Origin of the sequence: Streptomyces spiralis, assembly GCF_014654675.1 — a bacterium.
Lineage (GTDB): Bacteria > Actinomycetota > Actinomycetes > Streptomycetales > Streptomycetaceae > Streptomyces > Streptomyces spiralis.
This window is the reverse complement of the sequence record NZ_BNBC01000004.1, coordinates 211,934-236,022: the sequence shown is the minus strand read 5'-3', so window position 1 is coordinate 236,022 and position 24,089 is coordinate 211,934. Positions and strand designations below refer to the sequence as shown.

Sequence of the window (24,089 nt, the reverse complement as noted above, 5' to 3'; positions counted from 1 at the left end):
GTGTCGGGGGTCAGCGCGCGGTGGCGGCGACGCGGGCGGGCAGTTCGTGGGCGAAGGTGCAGCGCATGCCGACGCCGGCCAGGCGGCCGTTCAGTTCGACGTTGCGCCAGACGCCGCCGCGCAGCGACAGCAGGCGCTTGTTCGTGAGGCCGGCGCGGGTGGTGAGCCGCAGGCCCTCGATGAGCTCGGCCTCCCGTGCCTCCTCGGGGGCGGTCAGCACGGTCTGCGTCATCCAGAGGGTGTTGCTCTCGGCGCGGCTGATCCCGTCGAGCTCGTACATCAGCACCTGCGCCAGCTGGAGGTTGACGACGAAGCAGTCGATCAGACTGACCGTGGGCCTCTCGCCCGCCGCTATCCCCTCGACGGGATCCGGCGAGCCGGCGGTCCGGGTGAAGCGCACGGCGGCCGTGGCGGCGTGCTGCCGGCCGTCCACCTCGACGTTGTTGATCTCGTGCCGGCGGAACTTGAACCCCTCGCCGTAGAAGCGGTCCTCGCCGGGGCCGAGTGCCTCGGTGAGGCTGCCGAAGCAGGCTCCCGTCTCGGCCCGGGTGACGATCGGGTGCTCGGTCTCGCAGCGCACGCGCAGGTTGCCGACGGTGCACTCGTGCACCGAGCGGTACCGGTCGCCGGACGGCTCGGTGGTGCGCAGCCGGGCCGAGAGCGGCACGTCGCGCAGGTCCTCCTGCGGTTCGATGCCGGCCCGCAGCACCACCTTGGACAGGCGCACGGTGCGCCGGTCGGCCGGGCTCAGCCCGTAGGCGTGCGTCAGCTGGAGCTCGGCCAGCTGGACGCCCAGCACGAGCGCGTCGACGGTGCTGAGGTGCGGCCGGAGGTCGGTGCCGTCCTTCTTGCGGGACCAGTCGGCCGGGTAGTCCAGGTCGAGCGTGCCGCGTACACCCGGCTCGGCGGAGCCGGGCGGGGCGACGTCGAGAGCGCGCACACGGTATCCGGCCCGCTGGTAGCCACGGGAGAAGAAGCGGGTCTCGCCCGGGCCGAGGTAGTCGTCGATGGAGTGCAGCAGGAGCTGCTGGTCCGTGGTCATCGTGTCAGGCCCCGCTCGGCGCGGTGACCGTCCGGCCGGCCAGCGCCGTGGTGTACGCCTGGACGAGGTCGCTCACGGTGCGCATCTCGGTGATCGAGACGCCGTCCTGGAAGGGGTCGACGCCGAGCTCGGTCTCCAGCTCGATCAGCAGCTGTGCGAGGGTCAGCGAGTTGAGGCCGATCCGGACCAGGTCCTCGCTGCCGTCGTCGTCGGCGTCGTCGGTGTCGGGGTCGAGCAGCAGGGACCGGATCTCCCGCTCTATCAGCTCGCGTATCTCCGTCTGGTTCAGCATGTGATGCCTCCGTCGATGACGATGGACTGCCCGGTCACGAAGTGCGCTCGGGCGGAGGTGAGGAAGAGGATCGCGTCGGCGATCTCGTCGGCCGTCCCCAGTCGGCCGAGTGGGGTGCGGTGCTGGATCCGTTCGCGGTTGCGCTCGGTGACGTCCGCGGTCATGTCGCTGTCGAAGAAGCCGGGGACGATGGAGTTGACCCGGATGTTGAACGCGCCGAGCTCGCGCGCCAGGCTTCGGCTGAAGCCGTCCAGGCCGGCCTTGGCCGCGGCGTAGACCGAGACCCCGCGGAAGCCGCGGATGGCGTTGATGGACGAGATGTTGATGATGTTGCCGCCGTGGCGGGTCATCAGCCGGGCGCAGGCCTGGGTGAGCAGGATCGGCGCGGTGAGGTTGTTGGTGATGAGCGAGTCGATCCGCTTGGACGGTGTGGTCAGCAGCAGTTCCTGATGGAGCATGCCGGCGTTGTTGACCAGCAGGTCGGTCCGGCCGAACCGGCGGCCCACGGTGCGCGCGAAGGCCCGCATGGCCTCGGGTTCGCCGAGGTCGGCCTGCTCCCAGTGGAAGTCGTCGGGGTGGGCCTCGGACATCGCGGTGGTGAACTCGTTGGCGCGGCGGCTGAAGGTGGCCACCCGCCAGCCGTCGGCCAGCAGGCGCTCGACGAGGGTCCGGCCGAGCCCCCTGCTGCCGCCGCTGACCACCGCGACCTTGCGCGACGGCGTCTGCGTGTCGCCGTCCCCGGCGGCCGGCCTCATGCCACGCTCCGGATCTTCTTGAACCGGTCGGAGTGCTGGTCGGCGTCCGATATCTCCACGACCACGGGGACCTTGTACGCCTCCAGCCGCTCGGCGCAGTGCTCGCGCACGGCCCGGACGACGTCGGCCCGCTCGGCGGGTTCGACGAGCCGCACGGTCGCCTTGACGACCATGCCCGTCACATGGCTGGGCCGGCCGGAGACGGTGGCCTCGGCGATGTTGGGGATCTCCAGCAGGACGTTCTCGACCTCGCTGGGATACACCTTCTCGCCCGCGACGTTGATGATCTCCGACGAGCGGCCGAGGATGCGCACGTAGTCGCCGTCGGTCTCCACCGCGTCCTGGGTGTTGAAGTAGCCGTCCTCGTCGAACGGCGCCGGGGCGTTGAGGTAGCCGAGCATCGCCATGTCGGAGCGGATCCACAGGATGCCGTCGACGATCCGGTGGTCGAAGCCGTCCCCGCCGAGCTTCACCCACAGGCTGTCGTCGCTCTTGGACCTGGTGGGCATGATGCCCAGCTCCGACAGTCCGTAGGTCTGCTTGAAGCGCACCGTGGGCAGCGCCTTCTTCAGGCTGCGCAGCGTGCCCAGCGGCATGGGCTCCGTACCGTAGGTGATCAGCTTCAGCGCGCTGACGTCGTGGCGCTCGTACGCACCGGAGATCAGCAGCATGTTGAGGAAGGTCGGAGTGGTCGGCAGCACCTGGACCCGGTGGTCGGCGATGGCGGCGCAGACCGTGTCGGCGGTGCGTTCGGCGATGGTGATCAGCGTGCCGCCCTGACTGAGGGTGTGCAGCAGGGTGTTGATGCCGCCGATGTGGTCCAGATTGAGGAAGGCCAGGGTGCGGGCCGGCCGGGTCGGCGCACCGTATTTGGCGAGAACCCGGGAGAAGTCCAGGACGGTGGCCTTGGAGCGGCCGGTGGTGCCGGAGCTGAAGAGCACCAGGCCGGGGACGCCGGCTTCGCGCAGGGTGCGGTAGAGCTCGTGGCCGGCCGTGCGCTCGGTGCGTTCGAACGTCCGTGAGCCGTCCGGGCGGATCACCACGACCGCTTCCACCTCGGCGATGTCGTGGAACTCCGCCCGCTTGGCGTCCGGCAGCGGGGTGAGCGGGACGACTACGGACTCCAGTTCGACCAGGGCGAGCAGCGCGGCGCACGCCTCGACACTGCTGGCGCCCTCCACCGCCACCACCTGCCCGGGGCGCACGCCGCGCTCGGTCAGGTAGGTCTGCCAGTCGGCCGTGCGCTCCACCAGCCGCGCGTAGCTGGTCGGTGTGCCTTCGAAGACGATCGCCTCGGTCTCACCGAAGCTTTTCAGGCGTTCCAGGAACTGGGTCATGCTGATCCCTCTCCGTGGGGTGTGCTGGTTCGTCGATTCATCGGCCGCCACGCCCGGGGAGGCCCGGCGCCGTTGCCGGGCAGGCTCTGGTGGGGTCGGCCGTGGAGCGGTCGGTGCGGTCCGTGCGGTGGGTACGGTTCGTGCGGCCTGGTCCGTGCGGTCCGTTCCGGCGTGCAGGGGCCGCTCTTCACGGCAGCTGTTCAGGGACCGCCATTCAGGGGCCGCCATTCAGGGACCGGCGTTCAGGAGCCACCGCTCAGGAAGTGGTCCTCCGGAACGGCCGGCGGGGCGCGCGGAACCGCTCCGTCCCGGCCCAGGAGGCGTACGCGGCACGGTCGTCGGGGGCGTCGGCCGCCCGCCGCCGTATCACCAGGGCCATCACCGCGGTGATCGCGGCGAGTTCCGCGGGGTCGGGGTTGCCGCGCAACACCCGTACCAGCGGCGTGGGTTCGTCGGGTCCGGCCATCAGACCGGCTGGTTCCCGTGCTTGCGGCTGGGCAGCTCGGCGTGTTTGGAGCGCAGCATCGCCAGCGCCTCCGCCAGCACGGCCCGGGTCCGGACGGGGTCGATGACGTCGTCCACCAGGCCGCGTTCGGCGGCGTAGTAGGGGTGCATCAGCTCGCTCCGGTACTCCTTGATCTTGTGTGTGCGCGTCGCCTCCGGGTCCTCGGCCGCGGCGATCTCCCGGCGGTGGATCACGTTCGCGGCACCCTCCGCGCCCATCACGGCGATCTCGTTGACCGGCCAGGCGAAGGAGAGGTCCGCACCGATGGACCGCGAGTCCATGACGATGTACGCCCCGCCGTACGCCTTGCGCAGGATGAGCTGGATCCGCGGCACGGTGGCGTTGCAGTACGCGTAGAGCAGCTTGGCGCCGTGCCGGATGATGCCGTCGTGCTCCTGGCCGACGCCGGGCAGGAAGCCGGGGACGTCCACGAGGGTGACCAGCGGGATGTTGAACGCGTCGCAGAACTGGACGAACCGCGCCGCCTTCTCGCTCGCCTGGATGTCCAGCACGCCGGCCAGCGACTGCGGCTGGTTCGCGACGATGCCGGTCACATGGCCGTCGATCCTGGCGAGTGCGCAGATCACGTTGGGCGCCCAGGTCGGCTGGATCTCGAAGCAGTCGGCGTCGTCGACGATCTCCTCGATCACCTTGCGCATGTCGTACGGGCGGTTGCCGTCGGCCGGGACCAGGTCGAGAAGCGCCTCACAGCGCCGGTCGGCCGGGTCGCCGGACGGCACGAAGGGGGGCAGTTCGCGGCTGTTCCCGGGCAGCAGGGACAGCAGGTACCGCACCTCCTCCAGGCAGGTCTCCTCGTCGGCGTAGGCGAGGTGGGAGACGCCCGAGACATCCGCGTGGACGTCCGCACCGCCGAGCCCGTTGTGCGAGATCCGCTCGCCGGTCACCGCCTGGACCACGTCCGGGCCGGTGATGAACATCTGCGAGATGTCGCGGACCATGAAGACGAAGTCGGTCAGCGCGGGCGAGTACGCCGCGCCGCCCGCGCACGGGCCGAGCATCACGCTGATCTGGGGGATCACCCCGGAGGCAGCCGTGTTGCGCCGGAAGATGCCGCCGTAGCCGGCGAGCGCGGTGACACCCTCCTGGATCCGGGCGCCGGCACCGTCGTTGAGCGAGACCAGCGGCGCTCCGGTCGAGATGGCCATGTCCATGATCTTGTGGATCTTCTGCGCGTGGGCCTCCCCCAGCGCGCCGCCGAAGATCCGGAAGTCGTGTGCGTAGACGAAGACCCTGCGGCCGTGGACCGTGCCCCAGCCGGTGACGACGCCGTCGGTGTGCGGCTTCTTCGCCTCCAGGCCGAAACCCTGTGCCCGATGTCGCCGCAGCGGCTCCACCTCGTGGAACGAGTCGTCGTCCAACAGCAGTGCGATGCGCTCCCGGGCGGTCAGCTTGCCCTTGCCGTGCTGCGCCTGTGTCGCCCGGGGCGAGGGCCCGGCGTGCACCTGAGCGCGGACCGCGTCGAGTTCGGCCACCCTGCCGCGCAGGTCCTGGTGCTGCGGCGGTGCGACCGGAGGTAAGCGGGGCTGAGTAGTCGTCATGAGGATGCCTCCATCGCGGAGTTCGACCGGAACCGGTCGACTCGACGGAGCAAACATACACTCAAGTTCATTGAAAGGCTAGAGATTAAAAATGGATCCGGATGCAAAAAGATCAACTGAGCCCGAACCCTGGGGGTCCGTGCGGACGTGAACCCCGAAGCCCGTCCGGACGCGAACCCCGAGAGCCTGTCCGGACGTGAACCCCGAGGGCCGGCCCCGGCGTTGACGTGGGTGTAACTATCTGTTTACGCTCTAGAGCATCGATGAACTCAAGTGCAAAGAATCGGATCGTGTCACCTGGAGCTCGCGTGCGTCAGCCCTCAGACGCCGAAGCCGGCGTGACAACGCGACGGGGCCGCAACAAGGAGCGAGCCAGGAAGCGTGTCTACGCCTCGGCCATCACCCTGTTCCGACACAAGGGGTACGCGGAGACGTCGGTCGCAGAGATCGCGGAACACGCCGACATCGCGCGCGGCTCCTTCTTCAACTACTTCCCGCGCAAGGACGCCCTCATCTGCGCCTGGCTGAAGGAGCGCAGAGCGACGCTGACGCGCCGTCTCGGAACGCACCTGCGGTGCGGGATGCACGTCGCCGAGTCGCTGGGCACCTGCATGTCCGTCCTCGGCGCGCTCAACGAGGAGGACCTGGACCTGAGCCTGGCGATGCTCACCGCGTGGGTGCAGGCGGGGCGCCCACTGGACCAGGAACCGCACCTCGAGGCGGTCTTCGCCGAGATCGTCGAGTGCGGCCGCACCCGGGGCGAGGTCCCCGACGCCCTCGATTCCGGGCAGGTCGGCGAACTCCTGCGTGACCTCTACATCGGCGTGCTCTGCCGCTGGGCCCGCCGGCCCCCGGCGGAGCAGCACTCGCTCGGCGCCGATCTGCAACAGGCCCTCGATCTGCTGCTGCACGGCATCGCTACCCCGGCCGGGCCGCACCACGGGCGGCGGTGAGAGCACCCACGGCCTGCTTTGCCCAGGCCGCCGCCCCCGGAGCCCTTCCGCGAGGTCCGGGCCGGCGCCGTCGGTCCACCGCACGGTGAGGCACCCGGAACGGACCTCGCCCGGCACGACCGGGACGGGCCGCCGAGTGTGACGACGCGTCATGTCGTCACACCCGGCGGCCCGTTGTCGTTGCGCGCCCCTCCGGCTGCCCCAACCGCCCATCCAGGGACATTCACCACCCAGCGTCTCGGCTGTTGAGACGCTGGAGAATCACTCAAGGAGAAGTCGGGACTAAACTTGGCTTCCAGTGTAAGTTTGCATCGCGCTAAAGCCATTGCGGCTGCTGTCATGCCCCACCGGTCGGATTCGAAGAGATTGGACCGTTCACATGAAGCACGTGCGACCCACCCCCGGGACCCTCCTGATGCACAGACTTGGGGTGCCTCTCGCGGTCGTCGGCATGGGATGCCGCTTCCCGGGCGCCGGCGGGCCGGCGCAGTTCTGGGAGAACCTGCTGGCCAACGTGGACTCTGTCACCACCGTTCCCGTCGAGCGCTTCGACGTCGCGGCCGACTACGACCCCGCCCCCGGCGTGCCCGGCAAGACGGCCTCGCGTCACGGCGGCTTCGTCGAGGACGCCTTCTCCTTCGACCACGCCTTCTTCGGCATCTCTCCCGCCGAGGCGAAGACCGTCGACCCGCAGCAGCGGATGCTCCTCCAGGTCGCCTGGGAGGCACTGGAACACGCCGGCATCCGCCCCTCGGCACTGGCCGGTACGCACGCGGGCGTCTTCGTCGGACAGGCCACCGCCGAGTACTCCGAGGCCACGCACACGGCCGACGGCCCCCACGTCCGCGACATGGTCGGCAGCCGGCTGCGCGCGGTGACGGCAGGGCGGCTGTCCTTCGCGCTCGACCTCCTCGGCCCCAGCATGGTTCTGGACACCGCCTGCTCGTCGTCCCTCGTCGCGGTGCACGCCGCCCGGCAGAGCCTGATCGCCGGGGAGTGCGATCTCGCCATCGCCGCCGGCGTCAACTTCCTGCTCTCCAGCCACGATGCGATCGCCTACTCCCAGGGCGGCATGCTGTCCCCGGGCGGCCACTGCCACTTCGGCGCGAAGGACGCGGACGGCTTCGTCCGCAGCGACGGCGTCGGCGTCGTGGTGCTCAAGCGGCTGAGCGACGCCGAACGCGACGGCGACCGGATCCTCGCGACGGTCCTCGGCAGCGCCGTCAACAACGACGGGCGCGGAAGCGGCCTGCTGCTCCAGCCCGCGATCAGCGGACAGGTCGACATGCTGCGCACCGCCTGCCGCGCGGCGGGCATCACACCGGACCTGCTCGACTACGTCGAGGCCCACGGCACCGGCACCGCCGTGGGGGACGCGGTGGAGCTGCGGGCCCTGGCCGAGGCCACGGGACGGTCCGACAGCCGCCCGTTACCGACCGGTTCGGTGAAGACGAACATCGGGCACGCGGAGTCCGCGGCCGGCATCGCCGGGCTCATCAAGGCGATCCTGATCGCCCGGCACGGCGTCATACCGGCGTCGCTGCACTGCCGGGAGACGAACCCGGTCATCGCTCAGGACGGTCTCCCGATCTCCGTCGTGACGCGGAACACCGAACTGGCCAGGACCGGCGACCGGGCCCACATCGGGGTCAGCTCCTTCGGGATCTCCGGCACCAACGCCCACGTCGTCGTCGGTGAGTACCGGCCCGGCACGGCCGCACCCGTCGCACCCACACGCGAGACCGCCGCGGGGGCGGCCGACGCCAGGGCGACCGACGCCGGGGCGGCCGACGCCAAGGCGGCCGACGGGGAGCAGCTGCTGGTCCTGAGCGCCCGGTCCCCCCGGTCGCTGACCATGCTGGCCGAGGCGTACGCCGCCTACCTCGACGGCCCCGGGCGCGGCCACGCGCTCCGCGAGATATGCGCAGCCGCCGCACTGCGCCGCGACACCCACCCCTATCGGCTGTGGGTCCGGGGCGATCGTCACGAGACGGTCGCGGCCCGGCTGCGCTCCCTCGCGGCAGGCGCCTCGCCCGCCGAGGGCGGCATCGCCGAGGCGGGTTTCACGGCCGCCAGGCGTACGGCCTTCGTCTTCCCCGGCCAGGGTTCGCAGTGGCTCGGCATGGGCCGCGGCCTGCTCAGGACCTCCCCCGCCTTCCGCACCGCCCTGGCGGAGTGCGATGCCGCGATCCGCGCCGAGCTCGGCTGGTCCGTCATCGAACTCCTCACCGAGGCAGGGGAGTTCCCCACCGACATCGACAAGGTCCAGCCCTCCCTGTGGGCTGTCGGCGTCTCCCTCGCCGCGGCTCTGGAGGAGGCCGGCCTCTCCCCCGACGTATGCCTGGGCCACAGCATGGGGGAGATCGCCGCCTCCTGCGTGGCCGGTGCGCTGAGCCTGCGCGACGCCGCTGCGGTGATCTGCCGCCGCAGCCGCCTGATGCGCCGCCTCGCCGGCCGCGGGGTCATGCTCGCCGTCGAGCTCTCGGCGGACGCGGCACGCCAGTTCCTGGGCGGACGCCCCGAGTTCGCCGACGCCTGTGTCGCCGCGGACAACTCACCCAGCTCCACGGTGCTCGCCGGTCCGCCTCACACGATCGCCGCGATCACCGAGGCCCTGGAGCGGCGCGACGTGCTCTGCCGCACCGTTCGGGTCGAAGTGGCGTCCCACTCCCCCGACATGGATCTGATCAGCGACGACCTCGTCGCGGCCCTCGACGGCCTGGCGCCCCGCCCGGCCCGCACGGACCTCGCATCCAGCGTGCTCGCCGCACCGCTGCGCGGGGACGAACTGACCCCGCAGTACTGGCAGAACAACCTGCGCCAACCGGTCCGCTTCACCGAGACGGTGCGGCTGCTGTCCGCGACCGACACGGTGTTCGTCGAGGTCAGCCCGCACCCTGTACTCACCGCGGCCGTCGACGAGACGGTCACGGACGCCGTCGGGGAGGCGGCCGCCGTCGCCACCCTGCGCCGGAACTGCGACGAGCGGGTGGCCCTGCTCGAGGCCGTCGGCCGCGCCTTCGCCCACGGCGCGCACGTGGACTGGCTGCGCTGGTACGGTGCCATGCCGCCGGTCGTCGATCTGCCGGCCTATCCCTGGGACGCCACCGCGCTCCGCCACGACAGCGCCCGGCGCACCCCGGCCGCGACGGTGCCGGCCGCGACGGTGCCGGCCGCGAGTGCACCGCACGTGCGCGAGGCCCCGCTGACGGAATGGGGCGTCGGCGGCTGGGGCTCCGGAGTCACCGTGCGCGGCGTCGCACCGGTCTTCCCCTCCGTGTACCTGAGCGCCCTGCTCGAGACGGCCCACGCCGCCGCCCCCGGCGAGCGGTTCGCGCTGGCCGGGATCGAACTGGGCGACGCCGCCCTCACCCTCGACGACGTACCGCACACCACGCTCCGCGTCACGGTGAACGGCCCGGGGCCGAGCGGCGCCCGGCGCGTCCGGGTGCAGGCCCGGCGCGGCGCCGACGGACCGTGGGAGCTCTGCGCCGAGGGCCGGCTGGAGCCGCTTGCGGCGGCCGGGCCGCGCAACCGGCGCGCCCTGCTGGACTCCGTCCTGACCCGGCGCCACGTCCACCTTTCGGCCGCCGACTTCTACGCGGCGGCCGAGCGGCGGGGATTCGGGATCGGCGCCGAGTTCCGGACCGTGCAGCACGTATGGCGGCGCGGCGGGTGCGCCGTCGCCCGGCTGCGACCGGCCGCCGGTTCCACGGCCGCGGGCTGGGAGTCCGGGCTGCTGGCGCTGCTCGCCGCGTACCCTGCCGGGGTCACGTACGTGCCGCTGGCCTTCGGCAGCGTCCGGGCCTTCGCGGAGCTCGGCGAGGAGTTCTGGGCGCTGTGCCGGGTCAGGCCCGCGGCGGGCGGCCGCACCGCCCACGCGGACGTGATCTTCCTCGGCTCCGACGGCTCGGTGCTCGCGGAGTTCCTGAACATCGAACTGCGGGCTCTCGGCGACCGACCCGTGGACCGTCTCTTCTCGCTCTCCTCCGCCTCCGTCGCCGTGTCCCGGCTGCTGCCCGGCCTCACGGTGCCGCGAAGACGGCAGCACACCGCGGCGATATCCGCGCCGCCGGCCCCGCTCGCGGCGCTCGCACCGGTCGCCGCGCCGGCCCCCGCCGTCTCGCCGAACCCGGCCGTCGCGCAGTACCCCGCTCCGGCCGTCACGCCGGCGCCTTCCGTCAGGCCGACCCCTGCCCAGGTCGTCACGCCCACGCACGCCCAGGCCGTCACGCCGACGCACGCCCTGGCCGTCACGCCGGTCGCCGCCGGGACCGCCGCCCCGCGCCCGACGCCCACGACGGCCGCGGAGGCCCTGGTGCAGCGCGTCGCGCGGGTCCTTGAGACCCCGGAGGACCAGCTCGACCGCCGGCGCCCGCTGCGCGATCTCGGCCTGGACTCGCTGATGGCGACGCAGTTGCGCGCCCACCTGCGCTCGGACTGGGGACTCGAGCTCACCGCGGGGCGCCTGCTGGGCCCGGAAAGCCTGAACGGCATCCTGGCCACGATCGGCTGACGCCGGCGTCCGACACCCCGTCATGAACCACCGGCTCCGGCGGAGTCGGCCGCGAACGCTCGGCACTTCAGGAAGTACCCCTACCCCCTCCAACTTCGACTGTACAACATACTTAAACTGTGGTACATCAATCTGGAGGGGGAGGGATCTGATCGCCAACCAGCAGAGCGGAGTCACTGTGAGCGCGACGGGAGCAGTGGACCAGGCGCCGGCCACACTGGGCCGACGGGAACGCAACAAGATCAGGACGAAGGAGCGGCTCTACGACGCGGCCCTCACCCTGTTCACGGAGCAGGGCTACGACGAAACCTCCATCGACGAGATCGCGGAGCGGGCCGACGTCGCGCGCGGCACCTTCTTCAACTACTTCCAGCACAAGGAAGACCTGCTCAGCACCTGGGGGGAGAAGCGACGCAGCGCCCTCACGACCGCCCTGACCTCGGACGGCCGCGGCGGCGGCTCGGCCGCCGAACAACTGCGCCGCTGCATGACGGTTCTCGGCCGGATGAGCGAGGAGCACCAGAAGGAGACCGGGGCCCTGCTCATGGCCTGGGTCCGCGCGGGACACCCCCTGGTCGAGGAGCCCTACCTCGCCGACCTGTTCGCCCAGATCGCGGCCACCGGCATGCAGCGCGGCGAGTTCCGCGAGCACGTCGCCCCCGAGCACGCGGGCAACGCCCTGCGTGACATCTACCTCGGCGCCCTCTACCGCTGGTGCGGTCGCCCCGACGGCCCGACCGGCACACTGACGAAGGAACTGCTCGCCGCCCTCGACCTGATGCTGCACGGCCTCGTCTCCTCACCCACCCCCGAGGAAGCCACCCGCTGACCCACCGAACCCGGCCACCGGGGGTCCCGAACGACCGTGGTCAGCCGAGGTGGGCCCCGGAGCGGTGATCTTCGTGCCGGCGGGCGAGGAAGGGGCGGGGGCACCGCGGGTGCAGGCGCCGGCCGGTGCCTGCGGAGCGCGCCAACGCTGGTTGCCGCTCGCCGCGTCGAACGCGTAGAAGTTACGCGTCGACGTCGGACCAGCCGACCACAACGGTGTCCCCGGCAACGGCGTGGCCGCCGACGACGCCCTGCGCTCCCTCGCCGAGCCTGCCCTCCAGGCGGTGGCCGGACAACTCCCTGGAATCCCCCGCCTGCAACGGAATTGAATCCGAGGAGTGCCGCTGGTCGGTGCGCGATGCCTTCGCCGACGTCCTTCGGCCCGGAAATCTCCGTTGACATGAACGTACGCCTGCGGTTGTGTCCGGCGGGTTCCGATGACCACCCCGGACAGGACGGGAGGGCGCTCAGTGCCCACGAACGGGGGCATTCGCCGCCGCTGGCACGCCGTGCGGTTGCCACGGGCCCGTGACGGCGCGGCCTGGGCGATACCGGTGGCCCTGGCCGTCGACGCCATCGGCACCGGGCTGTATCTCCCGCTGTCCATGGTCTACTTCCTCAGCGTCACCGACCTGTCGGAAGCCGGCGTCGGCCTGCTGCTGACCGCCGCCACCGCCTGCTCGCTGCCGCTGCCGCTGCTCGTCGGCCGGATCGCCGACCGCATCGTACCGCGGCCCGTGGTGATCGCCGGGCAGCTGATACAGGCCGCCGGGTTCTTCCTGTACCTGACCGTGGCCGGTCCGATCTCGCTGTTCCTCGCCGCGCTGTTCGAGGCGGTCGGCCTGCGCACGTACTGGTCGTCGGTGTTCACGCTGATCGCCGAGCAGGCGGACGACAGCGCACAGGACCAGTGGTTCGCCCGGGCGGGCATGATCCGGGCGGCCGGCACCGGCATCGGGACCGTACTCGCGGGCCTGCTGCTGGCGACCGCCTCCCAGCACGCCTACCGGGGCATGGTGCTGACGGACGCGATCTCCTTCATCGCCGCGGCGGTGACCGTCACGCTGTTCGTCCGCGGCGCGCACCGCCCCGCCGACGGACATGCCCGGGGATCCCGGGACGGGGTACGGCAGTTGCTGCGCGACCGGCCGTATCTGGGGCTGATCGGCGTGAACGTCCTGTTCAACATCTGCACGGTCTTCCTCGCCGTGGCGACACCCGTTTATGTCATCCGCGCACTGCACGCCCCCGGTTGGACGGTCGGCGCCCTCCTCACTCTCACCACGGCGGTCGTGGCCACCTGTACGGCCGAGGTCACCCGCCGCGCCCGACGGCGCGCCTCCCGCGGTGGTGCCATGGCCCTGGGCGGCCGGCTGTGGGCGGCCTGGTGCGCGGCCGCCGCCCTGGCGGTGCTGCTGCCCCGCGGTCCGCTGCTGATCCTCTACCTCGCGCCGGCGATGCTGCTGTGGGCGGCGGCGGAGATGGTGCACGGACCGGCCTCGACCGCGCTGGGCTCGGAGGCGGCTCCCGCGGGGCTGCGGGGAACCTATATGGGGGCGTTCCAGTACTCCTTCGCCACGGCCGACATGGTCACCCCCGGCCTGTTCGGCGTCCTGTACGGCGTGCACCACGTGCTTCCCTGGGCAGTCGTGGGCTGCCTGGCACTGACCGCGTCCGCGCTGATCCGACCACTGGAGCGGCGCTTGGTGCGCGGTACGACTGCCGAAGGCTCCCCCCGACGCCGCATCGGCGGTGGCTATGGTCTTACCCGGCCGGCCCGTGACTCCAGATAGCGCCGCTCGGCGAGGCTGGCGGTGGCCTTCGCGGCGCGCCGGTAGTGCTCGTAGGCCCCGGCCGTGTCGCCGATCTGCTCCAGCAGATGCGCCCGTACGGACAGCAGCCGGTGATGCCCGGCCATCCTCGCGTCGCTGTCCAAGGTGGACAGCAGGGCCAGCCCGGCCGTCGGGCCCTCGGTCTCGGCGAGCGCGATGGCCCGGTTGAGCGTGACCACGGGGTTGGGTGCGATCCGTTCGAGAATCAGGTAGAGGGCATGCACCTGTGGCCAGTTGGTCTCCTCGGCGGTGGCGGCGTCGGCGTGCGTGGCGGCGATGGCGGCCTGCAGTTGGTAAGGCCCCAGTGCCGGGCCGGCCAGCGACGCCTTGACCAGCTCGGTGCCCTCTTCGATCAGCTCGCGGTCCCACTTCGTACGATCCTGTTCGTCCAGTGGGATCAGGTCGCCGGCCGCCGTCGTACGTGCCTGCCGACGGGCGTGGGTCAGCAGCATCAGCGCGAGCAGCCCGGTGACCTCGCCGTCCTCGGGCATTTGCGCGTGCACCATCCGGGCCAGCCGGATCGCCTCCTGCGCCAGGTCGGCGCGGTGCAGCTCGCTGCCCGAGGAGGCGGTGTAGCCCTCGTTGAAGATCAGGTACAGCACGTGCAGGACGACCCGTAGCCGCTCCTCCAGCTTCGCGCCCTCCGGCAGGGTGAACGTGCTGCCGGCGGCCTTGATGCGCTGCTTGGCCCGGCTGATCCTGGCCGCCATCGTGGCCTCCGGCACCAGGAACGCGCGGGCGATCTCAGCCGTGGTGAGGCCGCCGATCGCCCGCAGCGTCAGCGCTGTCTGAGAGGCCGGAGTCAGTGTCGGATGGCAGCACAGGAACAGCAGGACGAGCGTGTCGTCCGTGTCCGGTACGTCTTCGGGCACCACCTCGGCGGCGGCCGCCACCGACTCCCGCTCGCGGCGCGCGTGGTCGCTGCGCATCCGGTCGATGAGCCGTCGGGACGCGACGGTCATCAGCCAGCCGCGCGGATTGTCCGGCACTCCGTCGGCCGGCCACTGCACGGTGGCGGCGAGGACGGCCTCCTGCACGGCGTCCTCACATCCTTCGAACTGGCCGTGGCGGCGTACGAGCGTGCCGAGGACCTGCGGCGTCAGTTCCCGCAGCAGGTCCTCGATGGCCGGTGCTGTCATGCCTCCAAGTGTCCGTCAGCGAACATCACCTGCCGCACCTCGACGCCCAGACCCTCGATCGCGGCGTCCGGGATCTGCGCCGCCAGCTCGATCGCCCGCTCCTTGTTCTCGCAGTCGATCAGGTAGAAGCCACCCAGATGCTCCTTGGCCTCGAGGAAAGGCCCGTCGGTCACCACCGGCTGACCGTCGCGCACGGTCACCACGGCCGCCTGGGACGGGTCGACGAGGGCCTGCGTGGTGATGAACTCGCCGGACTGCTTCAGCGCCTCGATGAACTTGCCGTGGCCTTCACCGATCGCCGCCTTCTCCTCGTCGGTCAGCGCGTCCAGGACGGCCGGGTTGATGTGCAGGCTGATCAGGAACTGCATGTCGTACTCCTCGTGGTCCGCGAGCCCCGGCGGGGCCCTTCGCCCGGTGGTCGGAGCCGCCGTCGCCGTCTTGACATCGACCACCGGAAAATCTCGCACGAATCCGATGTCAAGGATCTCTCGGCCGCTCCGACCAACAGGCGAAACGTCGAGAGAACGGAGAGTTCCGGATATGCGAGTCAATCGGGCGTGGCTGGGGCTGGTCCTCCTCATGCTGCCGACTTTCCTCGTCGCGTTGGACACGACGGCGCTGCTCCTCGCGCTCCCGCGGCTGAGCGCCGACCTGGGGGCGGACAGCGTCGAGCAACTGTGGATCAGTGACAGTTACGGCTTCGTGGTGGCCGCCCTGGTCATCACGATGGGTACGCTCGGCGACCGGATCGGCCGCCGGCGGCTGCTGATGATCGGGGCGGCGGCGTTCGCGGTGCTGTCGGTCGTGGCCGCGTTCGCAGTCGACCCGCGGATGCTGATCGTCGCGCGTGCGCTGCTCGGTGTCGCCGGCGCGACTCTGGCGCCGTCGACCCTGGCGTTGATCACCAACATGTTCCGCGACGAACGCCGACGCGGGAAGGCGATCGCGATGTGGGCGACCTGTCAGTTCGCCGGCGGCGCGATCGGACCCGTGCTTGCCGGGTTCCTGCTCCAGTACTTCTGGTGGGGGTCGGTGTTTCTGGTCTCGGTGCCGGCGATGGCGTTGCTGCTGATCGCAGGGCCGGTCCTGCTGCCGGAGTTCCGCAGTGACCGGGCCGGACGGCTGGACCCGGCCAGCGTGGGCATGTCGCTCGCAGCGGTACTGCTGATGGTCTACGGCATCAAGCAGCTGGCCGCCGAGAGCGCGCCGCTCGTGCCGGCCGCCGCCCTCGCCGTGGGCGCAGCCATCGGATTCGTGTTCGTACGGCGGCAGCTGCGGCTGGCCACGCCGCTGCTGGACCTGCGACTGCTGCGCAATCGTCCGTTCACGGCCGTGCTCCTCTCACTGGTCTTCGCCGGCATCGCCATGGCCGGGACGGGGCTCCAGGTGACCCAGTACCTGCAAAACGTGCTGGGCCACTCCCCGGCCGCGGCGGCGGTGCTGTTCGCACCCATGGGCCTGGGCGTGGCGGCCGGCACCATGGCAGCACCGGCGCTGGCCAGGCGGATGAAGCAGACGACCGCGATCGCCGGCGGGCTGGTGGTCTCGGCGCTGGGCGGCCTCCTGCTGGTCGGCGTCGACGGTTCGCGCGCCCTGCCGCTGGTGATGACCGGCATCGCCGTACTGGCGCTGGGCACCGGGCCGCTGTTCGCGCTGGGCACCGGGCTGATCGTCGGGTCCGTACCGCCGGAGCGCGCCGGGTCGGCAGCGTCGATGTCGGAGACCGGCAACTACTTCGGCGGCTCTCTCGGCTTCGCCCTGCTCGGCGTGGTGGCCGCGGTGGTCTACCGCAGCCGGATGGACGGCACGTCCGACTCGCTGGCCGACGCGGTCGCCGCCGGCCGACACCTTCCCGCCCGCCAGGGCGCCGGCCTGCTCCACACCGCGAGGGAGGCGTTCACCGCCGGCCTGCACCTCACCGGTGTCGTCGCCGCACTCGTCTTCGCCGGGCTGGCCGTACTGATCCTCACCATGCGCCCGGCAACCCGGACCATGACCACCCCGGCCACAGTCCCCGACTACGAGGCGACGCGCTCATAGAACGCTGCCGGAGCCGACAAGTAGGGTGCCGAGGGGCCACACCTGTCGGCTCACACCATCGACTCCACGTGGCACGACGTCACCTTCACCGACCGCGAGCACTTCGTCAAAACCCTCCGCAGACATGACGGCGAACCAGGCCCGGGCGACCGACTGAGGAGGGGTTGGCCTTCGGCCGGATCGACGGCGCGGACGGAACCGCCCTGCACATCGGACGGCTGGGCCTGCACGTGGGTGACCGGTACCTGCCGCTGCTCGTCGACTGGCGAGCGGACGCGGCGCGGCCCTTCTACGAGGCGACGGCCGTCCACCCGATGGGGCTGCGGCGCCGACGTCATCTGCGGGTCGAGGACCGTGCGGTACGCACACGGGCACCCTGGAGCGCGGCCGTTGGGCCTTCATCACCACCGACTACACCACCCGCGCCGAGCCCTCCGACATCGTCGCCGCCCTCGACGCACTGCGCTGAACCGCCCACAAAGAGCGGCTGGGGAACCCGGACCCAAAACACCTTGGACGGTGTGCCCCCATCGTCCGTCACGAAGGCCCTTTCAGGTATGCGGAATCGAGACCGTCTCCTGTGCCTCTCCTTGCAACCGCCGAGTCCTCTTGTGTTGTCCTGGAGAACGATCAGTCGGCTGGACGCACGACAGCTGCCCCCGTGGCCGTGGCTTCTTCCGTGGAGAGAGAGGACCCTCTATGCCTGGTTTCAGGGCAGCGTCGGTGACGGTACTGATCGCTGGAATCCTGGGGTTGACAGGCTGCCAGGATGCGTCGGATCCCGGCTCCGCCTCAGGCACCCGCTCGCCCTCTCCCTCCGCTACTGCCGCGGCAGGCACCCCTTCCAGCGACTCCGCGCCCAGCGGGCCCTCGAGTTCCGTCGGCACGCCCAGGCCGTCGCACACCTCCGCCACGCCGGTGAGGGCCGAGGCCCCCTCCCCCACCGAAACAGGCCGTACGCCCACCTACCTCCCCGGTTGCCGCAACCTGACCGCCACCAATCAGGTGAAGGCCGAGGTGACAGGTGCCTACAAGCGCAGCTTCCCGCGCCTCGTCCATCTCCGGCCGGCGCCACACCAGTTCTTCTACGGCCAGTGCGGTGGCGTACGTTATGCCGCGACCCGTTTCGAGCCCACCTCCGGCGCCACGGAGGAGGAACTCGTAGGCATGCAGGACGAGGGCAGCGCCGTCAAGTACTTCCGCACCACCTCCGACGGAGGATGGATCTACGCTGCCAGCGACGCCTTCCCTCGTGATGCGCACGGTTGTGGGGCCATCCCGCAGATTCCGCGATCCCTGGCCGCAGCCTGGGGGAACTGTTCAGTCGCGCACTGAACCTTTCGGGAGGCGCCCCGGCATCTGGACATCATCGCCGTAGTTGTACCAGTCCAGCCAGTCGGCCCCGGAACAGAGGAAGTGCGGGGCCGCACGAAGGCAGCAGCGCACGTTCGAACGACAACTCCGATGGAGAAGCCGCTGACGCACGACTCGCGGCCGAACAGACGCCCCTCATCGTCCGTCAGCGCTGGACGTGAACCCCGGCCTCCCGCCGGCAGGACATGCCCGTGAGCATGTTGCCGGTGGCGGCGGTGATGACCGAGTCGAGCCGGTCCCGGGCTTGCAGGAGATCGGTGATGCGCTGGTCGACGTGCTCACGCTCCGTCGCCAGCCGCTTGAGCAGGGCGGGTGTGGCACGGCCGTCGATGACGCACGGCAGGAGTTCGGCGATGGTCCTGCTGGACAGCCCGGCGGCGTACAGCTGCTGGATGAGCTGGACCCGATCGACCGCGCTCTCGGGGTAGTGGCGCTGGCCGCTGGGGCTGCGCTCGGCGCTGAGCAGATCCTGCTCCTCGTAATAGCGCAAGGCCCGGACACTGACGCCGGTCCGGGCGGCGAGTTCTCCGACGCGCATCTCGACTCCTGTACGACGTCCGTCACGCGACTTGCCTCTGACGTCAACGTCAGGTTTTAGCGTAACCGACGTGCACCTCACCAGGGGACTCTCTCCCGGTACGTCTCCCGGCGCACGAAGACCCCGATGAAAGGAGAAGGCGGGAATGACCGCGAGCCAGACGACCATGACCGGCCTCACCGACCCCCCGTCCACCCCGACCGTGTCGGTCAGACCGGTCGTGCTTCCCGCGCCGTATCGCGGCGAGGACCTGCATGTACGCGTTTCCGCACCGGTCACCGGAACGAATCTGCCGATCGTGCTGTTCGCGCACGGATTCGGTTCGCATCTGGATGGCTACGCGCCGCTGGTCGACCACTGGGCGTCCCATGGTTTCGTAGTGATCCAAGCCACACATCTCGACTCAAAGCGCTTCGGTATCCCCGCTGACGATCCCCGCAGGCCTCACATGTGGCGCTACCGCGTGCAGGACATGAAGCAGGTCCTCGACGAACTCGATCACCTGGAGGAGTCCGTACCCGCTCTGGCCGGCCGGGTGGACCGCAGTCGCATCGTCGCGGCGGGGCATTCCTTCGGCGGTCAGACCGCGGGCATCCTCGTCGGCCTGCGCGTCACGGACCCGACGACAGGCATCGCGCAGGACATGTCAGACCGCCGGATCATGGCCAGCATCCAGCTGGCCACCGCAGGCAAGGGCGGCGACGAATTGACCCCCTTCGCCATCGAGAGCGCTCCCTGGCTGCGCGGCCAGGACTTCTCCGACATCACCGCGCCCGGACTCGTCGTCGCCGGGGACAAGGACGAACTCCCGCTCTCCACCCGGGGACCGTCCTGGACGACCGACCCGTACACCCTGAGCCCCAGCGGCAAGAGCCTGCTGACGGTCTACGGCGGCCGGCACTCCCTCGGTGGCATCGCCGGCTACGAGGCAGCAGAAACCACCGACGAACATCCCGGCCGCGTCGCCCTCGTCCGGCAAGTCACCCTCGCCTACCTCCGCCACGTCACCGGCATCGACCACACCGACTGGGAAACGGCGCAAGCCGCGCTCGCCGGTGACTCCCACCCGCTGGGACGACTGGAATCGAAGTAACCGCCCTCGCCGGATCCGGCTGCCACACGATGCCGTCCCGCTGTGTGATGCCAGGGGATCTCCGCGGTTGAGTGCGCCGGTTCCGCTCCCTCGGGTGCACCGTCCGCCGGTGACTGCTCCCTGCGCAACTGGCAGGCCACCGGGCAATTGACCGAAGTGAACGGGCAGTCGGCGGCGGCACGCTGGGCCGAGAAGCACGCGGGCGCCGAATCGCCGGTCGCCGACGGGGCGGTCTCCCTCCAGGAGGCGGTCGCGGACGTCCTGACCCGCAAGGCGGCCGCGGTCTGCGTGGAGCACGGCGTGGGCACGCTGGTCGTGGTGGCGCGTACCGCCTCTCCACCCATGCACGGACAACAGCGCGATGATCGCCGCCGTCGGCAACCTCCTCGTACACGATCCGCAGGTCGGAGAAGCCGGCAGTCAAGATGCAGCCGAGGCCCAGGCCAACGGGCAATCAAGGGCAGATACCGCCGTGACTAGCCAGAGGAACGGCTTTCCCCGCGTTCACCCCGGTGGTGAGGGCCGCAGCAGAAGTCGAGGCCATGTCGGTGTTCACCCGTCGGCGGTGCACTGGGGCTCCCCACCCGCACCGCGCACTGCGCTCGCTTCGCGCTGTCGACCATGTCATCGCTGTCGGATGCCGCGTTGGCCAGGCTGGCGCAGCACACGGTCAGCAGGAGGGCGCCGGCGAGGAAGGGCAGGCTTCGGCGGGCGGGGGGCGGTGCCAGCAGGGCCCGCACCCGCTGGGGCACTTCCCCGCCGGTCGCGGCCAGCAGAGCGGGGCGAGAGGCGCCGGCGGAGGCGAGGGCGGCGCGTGCGACCGCGCGGGCGACGATCGCCCGGTCACCGACATGCGCGGCTGCTTCCTCGTCGGCCCAGCGTTCCAGGACGAAGGCGCCTGTGTCGGCCAGGGGACGCAGCAGCGGGTTCACGGCGGCCGTGAGCTGCCACAGGCCGAGGAAGAGGTGATGCCTTCCGCGCAGGTGGGCCCGCTCGTGCGCCAGCAGAGCCGCGCGCTCGCCGCTGCCGAGACAGGTCAGCATGCCCCGGGAGACCACGATCCGTCCCGGTGCTCCGGGCAGGGCGAACGCCAGCGGGACGTCGTCGTCGAGCACGGCCAGCTCGGTGTCGCCGCGCAGCCCGGCGCACTCCCGCCGGGCCCGGATCACTTGGCGGGCCTGGCGGAAGGCGGCCGCGCACAGCGAGGCGGCACACGCGACGAGGACGAGCGCACTGACGGCCGCGACGACGACGTACACCGGGTCCTCGGCCCGCAGCGCGGCCACCGACCAGTGGCCCTCAGCCGCCACCTGCGGAATCTGTGCGATCCCGGTGAAGGCCAGCAGGGCCAGCGAGCCGGCCCAGCCGCCCGCCGTGACAAGTGCGGCGCAGGCCAGAGCCCATGCGGCGGGCCGCGGGCTGAGCCGTCGCGCGAGACGCGGTGCGAGCAGAGTGAGGACGGCCGTGACGGCGAACGGGACGTAGACGCTGATCAGCACCGGCTCACCGCCTCCCGTCCGAGCCCTCGCCCCGCTCGTCGTGCCCGGCCAGTAGCTGGTGCAGCAACTGCTCGTCCTGCGCGGAGAGTTCGGACACGAAGCGGGTCAGCACCGCCTCCCGGTCGGAGCCTTCCTCCAGCAGCGAACGCATCCGCCGGGCCGTGTGCGACGCCTCGTCCCGGACCGGTGCGTAGGCGTATCCGCGGCCCTCCCGGCGCCGGACGAGCATGCCCTTGTCGTGGAGGCGGGACAGGATCGTCAGCACGGTGGTGTACGCCAGATCGCCCGGCAGCCGCTCAAGGACCTGGCGGGCGGTCAGCGGGCCGTCGGCGGCCCACAGCGCGGCCAGCACATCGCTCTCCAGCTCGCCCCGCGCCCGCCGGCCGGATCCGCCAGGAGCCTCCTCGTCCCTCGGGTCGCCCACTGTCCGCCCTTCCTCGCTTTCGTCCGGACAGGCTACCCCACCTCCTACTAGTTGTAGGAGGTATGCTCCGGGCTTCGACACGCGAGCTACTACATCTTGTAGAGCCATCGGCGTTTCCCGATGGCCGGAGGACCAGCCCATGCCACACGCCGGAAGCACTCTTCCCGTGCCCGCGCCCGTGGGCGCCCTACCGCGCCCGCGCGGCGAGGCCGCTCCCTCAGGCCGGATCGCGATCGTCTCCGCGAGCGTCGGTGCGGGACACGACGGCGCCGCCGCCGAACTCGCCCGCCGGCTCACCGCGGACGGCTACACCGTCGACCGGCACGACCTGCTGGACCTGCTGCCCGCCCGGCTCGGCCGTGCCGTCCAGGAGGGCTACCACCGGATGCTCGTCCGCGCACCGTGGGCCTACCAGCGGATCTACGCCGGCACCGAGCGCGCCGGAGGCGGCGGCCCGGCGGCCCAGGCGCTGCTGCGCTCCGCCGAGGACCGGGTGCTGCGCGCCCTCGCCCCAGGGACCGGCGCGGTCGTCTCCACCTACCCAGGGGCCAGCCGGGTACTGGGCGAGCTGCGCCTTTCCGGGCGGCTGACCGTCCCGGTCCTGACGTACCTGACGGACTTCTCGGTGCATCCGCTCTGGGTGGCCGGGGGCGTGGACGTCCACCTCGCGGCCCACGATGTGCCCGCCGCCCAGGCGCGTGGCGCCGGCGCGCGGGACGTCCGGGTGTGCGGGCCGGTCGCCGATCCTCGGTTCAGGCCCTGCGGCAGAGAGGAACGTGATCGTGCGCGGGCCAGGTTCGGACTGCCTCCGCACAGCCCGCTCGCCCTGCTGGTGGCCGGGTCCTGGGGCGTCGGACCGGTCCGGAAGGTGGCCCTGGAGGTGCGCGACTGCGGCGCCGCCGTACCCATCGTCGTCTGCGGCCGGAACGAGGCCCTGGCCGAGCGGCTGCGCGCCGACGGCATCGAGCACGCGTACGGGTGGGTTGACGACATGCCCGGCCTGATGCACGCCTCCGACGTCCTGATCCAGAACGCCGGCGGGCTCACCTCACTGGAGGCGTTCGCGGCGGGCCTGCCCGTGGCCAGTTACCGCTGCATACCGGGCCACGGCCTGACCAACGCCGCCGCCCTGGACGAAGCCGGCGTGGCCGTGTGGATCCGTGACCGGGGCGACCTCAAGGCCGTCCTTCACGATCTGATCGACGGCCCGCTCGGGCCCCGTCAGCGCGAGACGGGCCTCGCCCTCTTCGCCGGATCGCCGGCCGAGGGCCCGGCGGCGGAGATCGGGCGCGTGCACCGCTCGGGGCTCCCGCAACCAAGCCCGCGACCGAGCCCGCGGCCCGCCGTACGCCGACGCCCCGCTTCCCGCCGGCTCACCACCACGGTCGCGGTCGGCTGTGCCGTGTGGGCGTGCGCCGTCGGTACGGGCATCGCCACGGCATACGACGGCCCCGGGCTGGCGCGCGCCATCAGCCACGGCCTCGACCTGGACGACCACGCGCCGCAGCACGGCCCCCGCCCGGAAGGTGACCACGAATGACCGCCGCCCGCGCTCTCCGCACGGCCGCCCTGGCCGCCCTGCCCGTCCTCGCCGCCGCACATGTCACGCCCGTCGTCTCCACGTTTGGGCCGCTGCGCAACCGCGCCCTGCCCCGCCTCTCCGGTCGAGGCCGTCCGGACCACGTCGCCCTGACCTTCGACGACGGACCCGACCCGGGCTCCACGCCCCACTTCCTTCGCCTGCTCGCCCGGCGTGAGGTGCGCGCCACCTTCTTCCTGCTCGGTGCGCAGGCGCACCGCTCACCCGGACTGGTCCGCGAGATCGCCGCGGCGGGCCACGAGGTCGGCATCCACGGCTGGCTGCACCGCCCGCTGCTCCTGCGCGGCCCGCGGGCCACCTACGACGACTTCGCCCGCGCCCGCGACACCGTCGCCGCGATCACCGGGCGGCAGCCCACACTCTTCCGGCCCCCGTACGGCGTCATGTCGACCGCCGCCCACCTGGCGGCCCGCCGCCTCGGTCTCACGCCCGTACTGTGGACCTGCTGGGGGGAGGACTGGACGGCCAGGGCCACCGCAGACTCCGTGCACCGCACCGTCACCCGCGACCTGGACGGCGGTGGCACCATCCTCCTCCACGACTCGGACTGCACCTCCGCCCCGGGTGCCTGGCACTCGACCCTCGGCGCACTGCCCCGCATCCTCGACACCTGCGCGGAACGGGGCTTCGAGGTCGGCCGAATGCGCGACCACGGGTGGCCTTCGCGCGCTGCCCATCGCCGGGAACCGCTCCCCGACCGGCATTCGTCTACAGTTCTGTAGACCGTCTACTTCGCTGTAGTCGCTCGCTTCCGGGCATTCAC

At 71.4% G+C, this 24,089-nt stretch carries 20 protein-coding genes and 2 pseudogenes; 11 read left to right on the top strand and 11 right to left on the bottom strand.

From position 1 onward, the window contains the following. Positions 1 to 10: 10 nt before the first annotated feature. From IE318_RS06960 to IE318_RS06935, 6 genes are all read right to left on the bottom strand, one after another. On the bottom strand, positions 11 to 1,042 hold the full coding sequence (locus tag IE318_RS06960; protein WP_189897587.1) for an AvrD family protein: 1,032 nt from the start codon (positions 1,040 to 1,042) through the stop codon (positions 11 to 13). A 4-nt stretch (positions 1,043 to 1,046) separates the two neighbouring features. Continuing rightward, the gene (locus IE318_RS06955) at positions 1,047 to 1,334 is read right to left on the bottom strand and encodes a phosphopantetheine-binding protein (protein WP_189897585.1); all 288 of its coding nucleotides are present in this window, start codon (positions 1,332 to 1,334) and stop codon (positions 1,047 to 1,049) included. After that, positions 1,328 to 2,089 carry an SDR family NAD(P)-dependent oxidoreductase gene (locus IE318_RS06950; RefSeq protein ID WP_189897583.1) on the bottom strand — a complete coding sequence of 254 codons (762 nt, stop codon included), beginning with the start codon at positions 2,087 to 2,089 and terminating at the stop codon, positions 1,328 to 1,330. The genes IE318_RS06955 and IE318_RS06950 overlap by 7 nt, the downstream gene beginning before the upstream one ends. Then, positions 2,086 to 3,426 carry a class I adenylate-forming enzyme family protein gene (locus tag IE318_RS06945; protein ID WP_189897581.1) on the bottom strand — a complete coding sequence of 447 codons (1,341 nt, stop codon included), beginning with the start codon at positions 3,424 to 3,426 and terminating at the stop codon, positions 2,086 to 2,088. Before IE318_RS06945 ends, IE318_RS06950 begins: the two co-directional genes overlap by 4 nt. A gap of 256 nt (positions 3,427 to 3,682) precedes the next feature. Beyond that, on the bottom strand, positions 3,683 to 3,892 hold the full coding sequence (locus IE318_RS06940) for an acyl-CoA carboxylase subunit epsilon (RefSeq protein ID WP_189897579.1): 210 nt from the start codon (positions 3,890 to 3,892) through the stop codon (positions 3,683 to 3,685). Continuing rightward, positions 3,892 to 5,490, bottom strand: coding sequence for an acyl-CoA carboxylase subunit beta (locus IE318_RS06935; protein ID WP_189897576.1), 1,599 nt, complete (start codon positions 5,488 to 5,490; stop codon positions 3,892 to 3,894). Before IE318_RS06935 ends, IE318_RS06940 begins: the two co-directional genes overlap by 1 nt. Positions 5,491 to 5,828: 338 nt before the next feature. On the opposite strand from IE318_RS06935, the gene IE318_RS06930 reads away from it, so the two are divergent. The 4 genes from IE318_RS06930 to IE318_RS06915 all read left to right on the top strand — a co-directional run bounded on the left by IE318_RS06930 (position 5,829) and on the right by IE318_RS06915 (position 13,580). Beyond that, positions 5,829 to 6,443 (top strand): TetR/AcrR family transcriptional regulator, encoded by a 615-nt coding sequence (locus IE318_RS06930; RefSeq protein ID WP_189897574.1) that lies wholly within the window; start codon positions 5,829 to 5,831, stop codon positions 6,441 to 6,443. Between the two features lie 415 nt (positions 6,444 to 6,858). After that, entirely contained in the window at positions 6,859 to 10,959 is a 4,101-nt protein-coding gene (locus IE318_RS06925; RefSeq protein ID WP_189897572.1) for a type I polyketide synthase, read from the top strand. A 178-nt stretch (positions 10,960 to 11,137) separates the two neighbouring features. Continuing rightward, entirely contained in the window at positions 11,138 to 11,788 is a 651-nt protein-coding gene (locus tag IE318_RS06920) for a TetR/AcrR family transcriptional regulator (protein ID WP_229903384.1), read from the top strand. Positions 11,789 to 12,257: 469 nt separating this feature from the next. Next, on the top strand, positions 12,258 to 13,580 hold the full coding sequence (locus IE318_RS06915; protein WP_229903383.1) for an MFS transporter: 1,323 nt from the start codon (positions 12,258 to 12,260) through the stop codon (positions 13,578 to 13,580). Here IE318_RS06915 and IE318_RS06910 read toward each other — a convergent pair. Both IE318_RS06910 and IE318_RS06905 read right to left on the bottom strand, forming a co-directional pair. After that, on the bottom strand, positions 13,544 to 14,758 hold the full coding sequence (locus tag IE318_RS06910) for an RNA polymerase sigma factor (RefSeq protein WP_189897566.1): 1,215 nt from the start codon (positions 14,756 to 14,758) through the stop codon (positions 13,544 to 13,546). The two genes, IE318_RS06915 and IE318_RS06910, sit on opposite strands and share 37 nt — an antisense overlap. Then, positions 14,755 to 15,126: a YciI family protein gene (locus tag IE318_RS06905; RefSeq protein ID WP_030166857.1), complete on the bottom strand. Its 372-nt coding sequence runs from the start codon at positions 15,124 to 15,126 to the stop codon at positions 14,755 to 14,757. The genes IE318_RS06910 and IE318_RS06905 overlap by 4 nt, the downstream gene beginning before the upstream one ends. Before the next feature lie 172 nt (positions 15,127 to 15,298). Here IE318_RS06905 and IE318_RS06900 point away from each other — a divergent pair, with 172 nt between their 5' ends. The 3 genes and pseudogenes from IE318_RS06900 to IE318_RS06895 all read left to right on the top strand — a co-directional run bounded on the left by IE318_RS06900 (position 15,299) and on the right by IE318_RS06895 (position 18,133). Continuing rightward, on the top strand, positions 15,299 to 16,798 hold the full coding sequence (locus IE318_RS06900) for an MFS transporter (RefSeq protein ID WP_189897565.1): 1,500 nt from the start codon (positions 15,299 to 15,301) through the stop codon (positions 16,796 to 16,798). Between the two features lie 155 nt (positions 16,799 to 16,953). Next, positions 16,954 to 17,160, top strand: a pseudogene (locus tag IE318_RS44755) (ATP-dependent DNA helicase); the annotation flags it as partial. A gap of 556 nt (positions 17,161 to 17,716) precedes the next feature. Continuing rightward, a complete protein-coding gene (locus tag IE318_RS06895; protein WP_189897563.1) occupies positions 17,717 to 18,133 on the top strand; it encodes a hypothetical protein in 417 nt (138 codons plus the stop codon). A 184-nt stretch (positions 18,134 to 18,317) separates the two neighbouring features. Here IE318_RS06895 and IE318_RS06890 read toward each other — a convergent pair whose 3' ends face one another. Next, positions 18,318 to 18,710 carry a MerR family transcriptional regulator gene (locus tag IE318_RS06890; RefSeq protein WP_189897561.1) on the bottom strand — a complete coding sequence of 131 codons (393 nt, stop codon included), beginning with the start codon at positions 18,708 to 18,710 and terminating at the stop codon, positions 18,318 to 18,320. Positions 18,711 to 18,855: 145 nt separating this feature from the next. Here IE318_RS06890 and IE318_RS06885 point away from each other — a divergent pair, with 145 nt between their 5' ends. Then, a complete protein-coding gene (locus tag IE318_RS06885) occupies positions 18,856 to 19,803 on the top strand; it encodes an alpha/beta hydrolase family protein (RefSeq protein WP_189897558.1) in 948 nt (315 codons plus the stop codon). Between the two features lie 165 nt (positions 19,804 to 19,968). Next, a pseudogene (locus IE318_RS44750) lies at positions 19,969 to 20,194 on the top strand (tRNA (adenosine(37)-N6)-threonylcarbamoyltransferase complex transferase subunit TsaD); the annotation flags it as partial. An 85-nt stretch (positions 20,195 to 20,279) separates the two neighbouring features. On the opposite strand, the gene IE318_RS06880 reads toward IE318_RS44750, so the two are convergent. Continuing rightward, positions 20,280 to 21,302 carry a M56 family metallopeptidase gene (locus tag IE318_RS06880; RefSeq protein ID WP_189897556.1) on the bottom strand — a complete coding sequence of 341 codons (1,023 nt, stop codon included), beginning with the start codon at positions 21,300 to 21,302 and terminating at the stop codon, positions 20,280 to 20,282. Positions 21,303 to 21,306: 4 nt separating this feature from the next. Continuing rightward, positions 21,307 to 21,726 carry a BlaI/MecI/CopY family transcriptional regulator gene (locus IE318_RS06875; RefSeq protein WP_229903382.1) on the bottom strand — a complete coding sequence of 140 codons (420 nt, stop codon included), beginning with the start codon at positions 21,724 to 21,726 and terminating at the stop codon, positions 21,307 to 21,309. 139 nt (positions 21,727 to 21,865) lie between these two features. Between IE318_RS06875 and IE318_RS06870 the strand changes: the two genes are divergently transcribed. Further along, the gene (locus IE318_RS06870; protein WP_189897554.1) at positions 21,866 to 23,266 is read left to right on the top strand and encodes an MGDG synthase family glycosyltransferase; all 1,401 of its coding nucleotides are present in this window, start codon (positions 21,866 to 21,868) and stop codon (positions 23,264 to 23,266) included. Further along, positions 23,263 to 24,048: a polysaccharide deacetylase family protein gene (locus IE318_RS06865; protein WP_189897551.1), complete on the top strand. Its 786-nt coding sequence runs from the start codon at positions 23,263 to 23,265 to the stop codon at positions 24,046 to 24,048. Before IE318_RS06870 ends, IE318_RS06865 begins: the two co-directional genes overlap by 4 nt. Positions 24,049 to 24,089 lie beyond the last annotated feature (41 nt).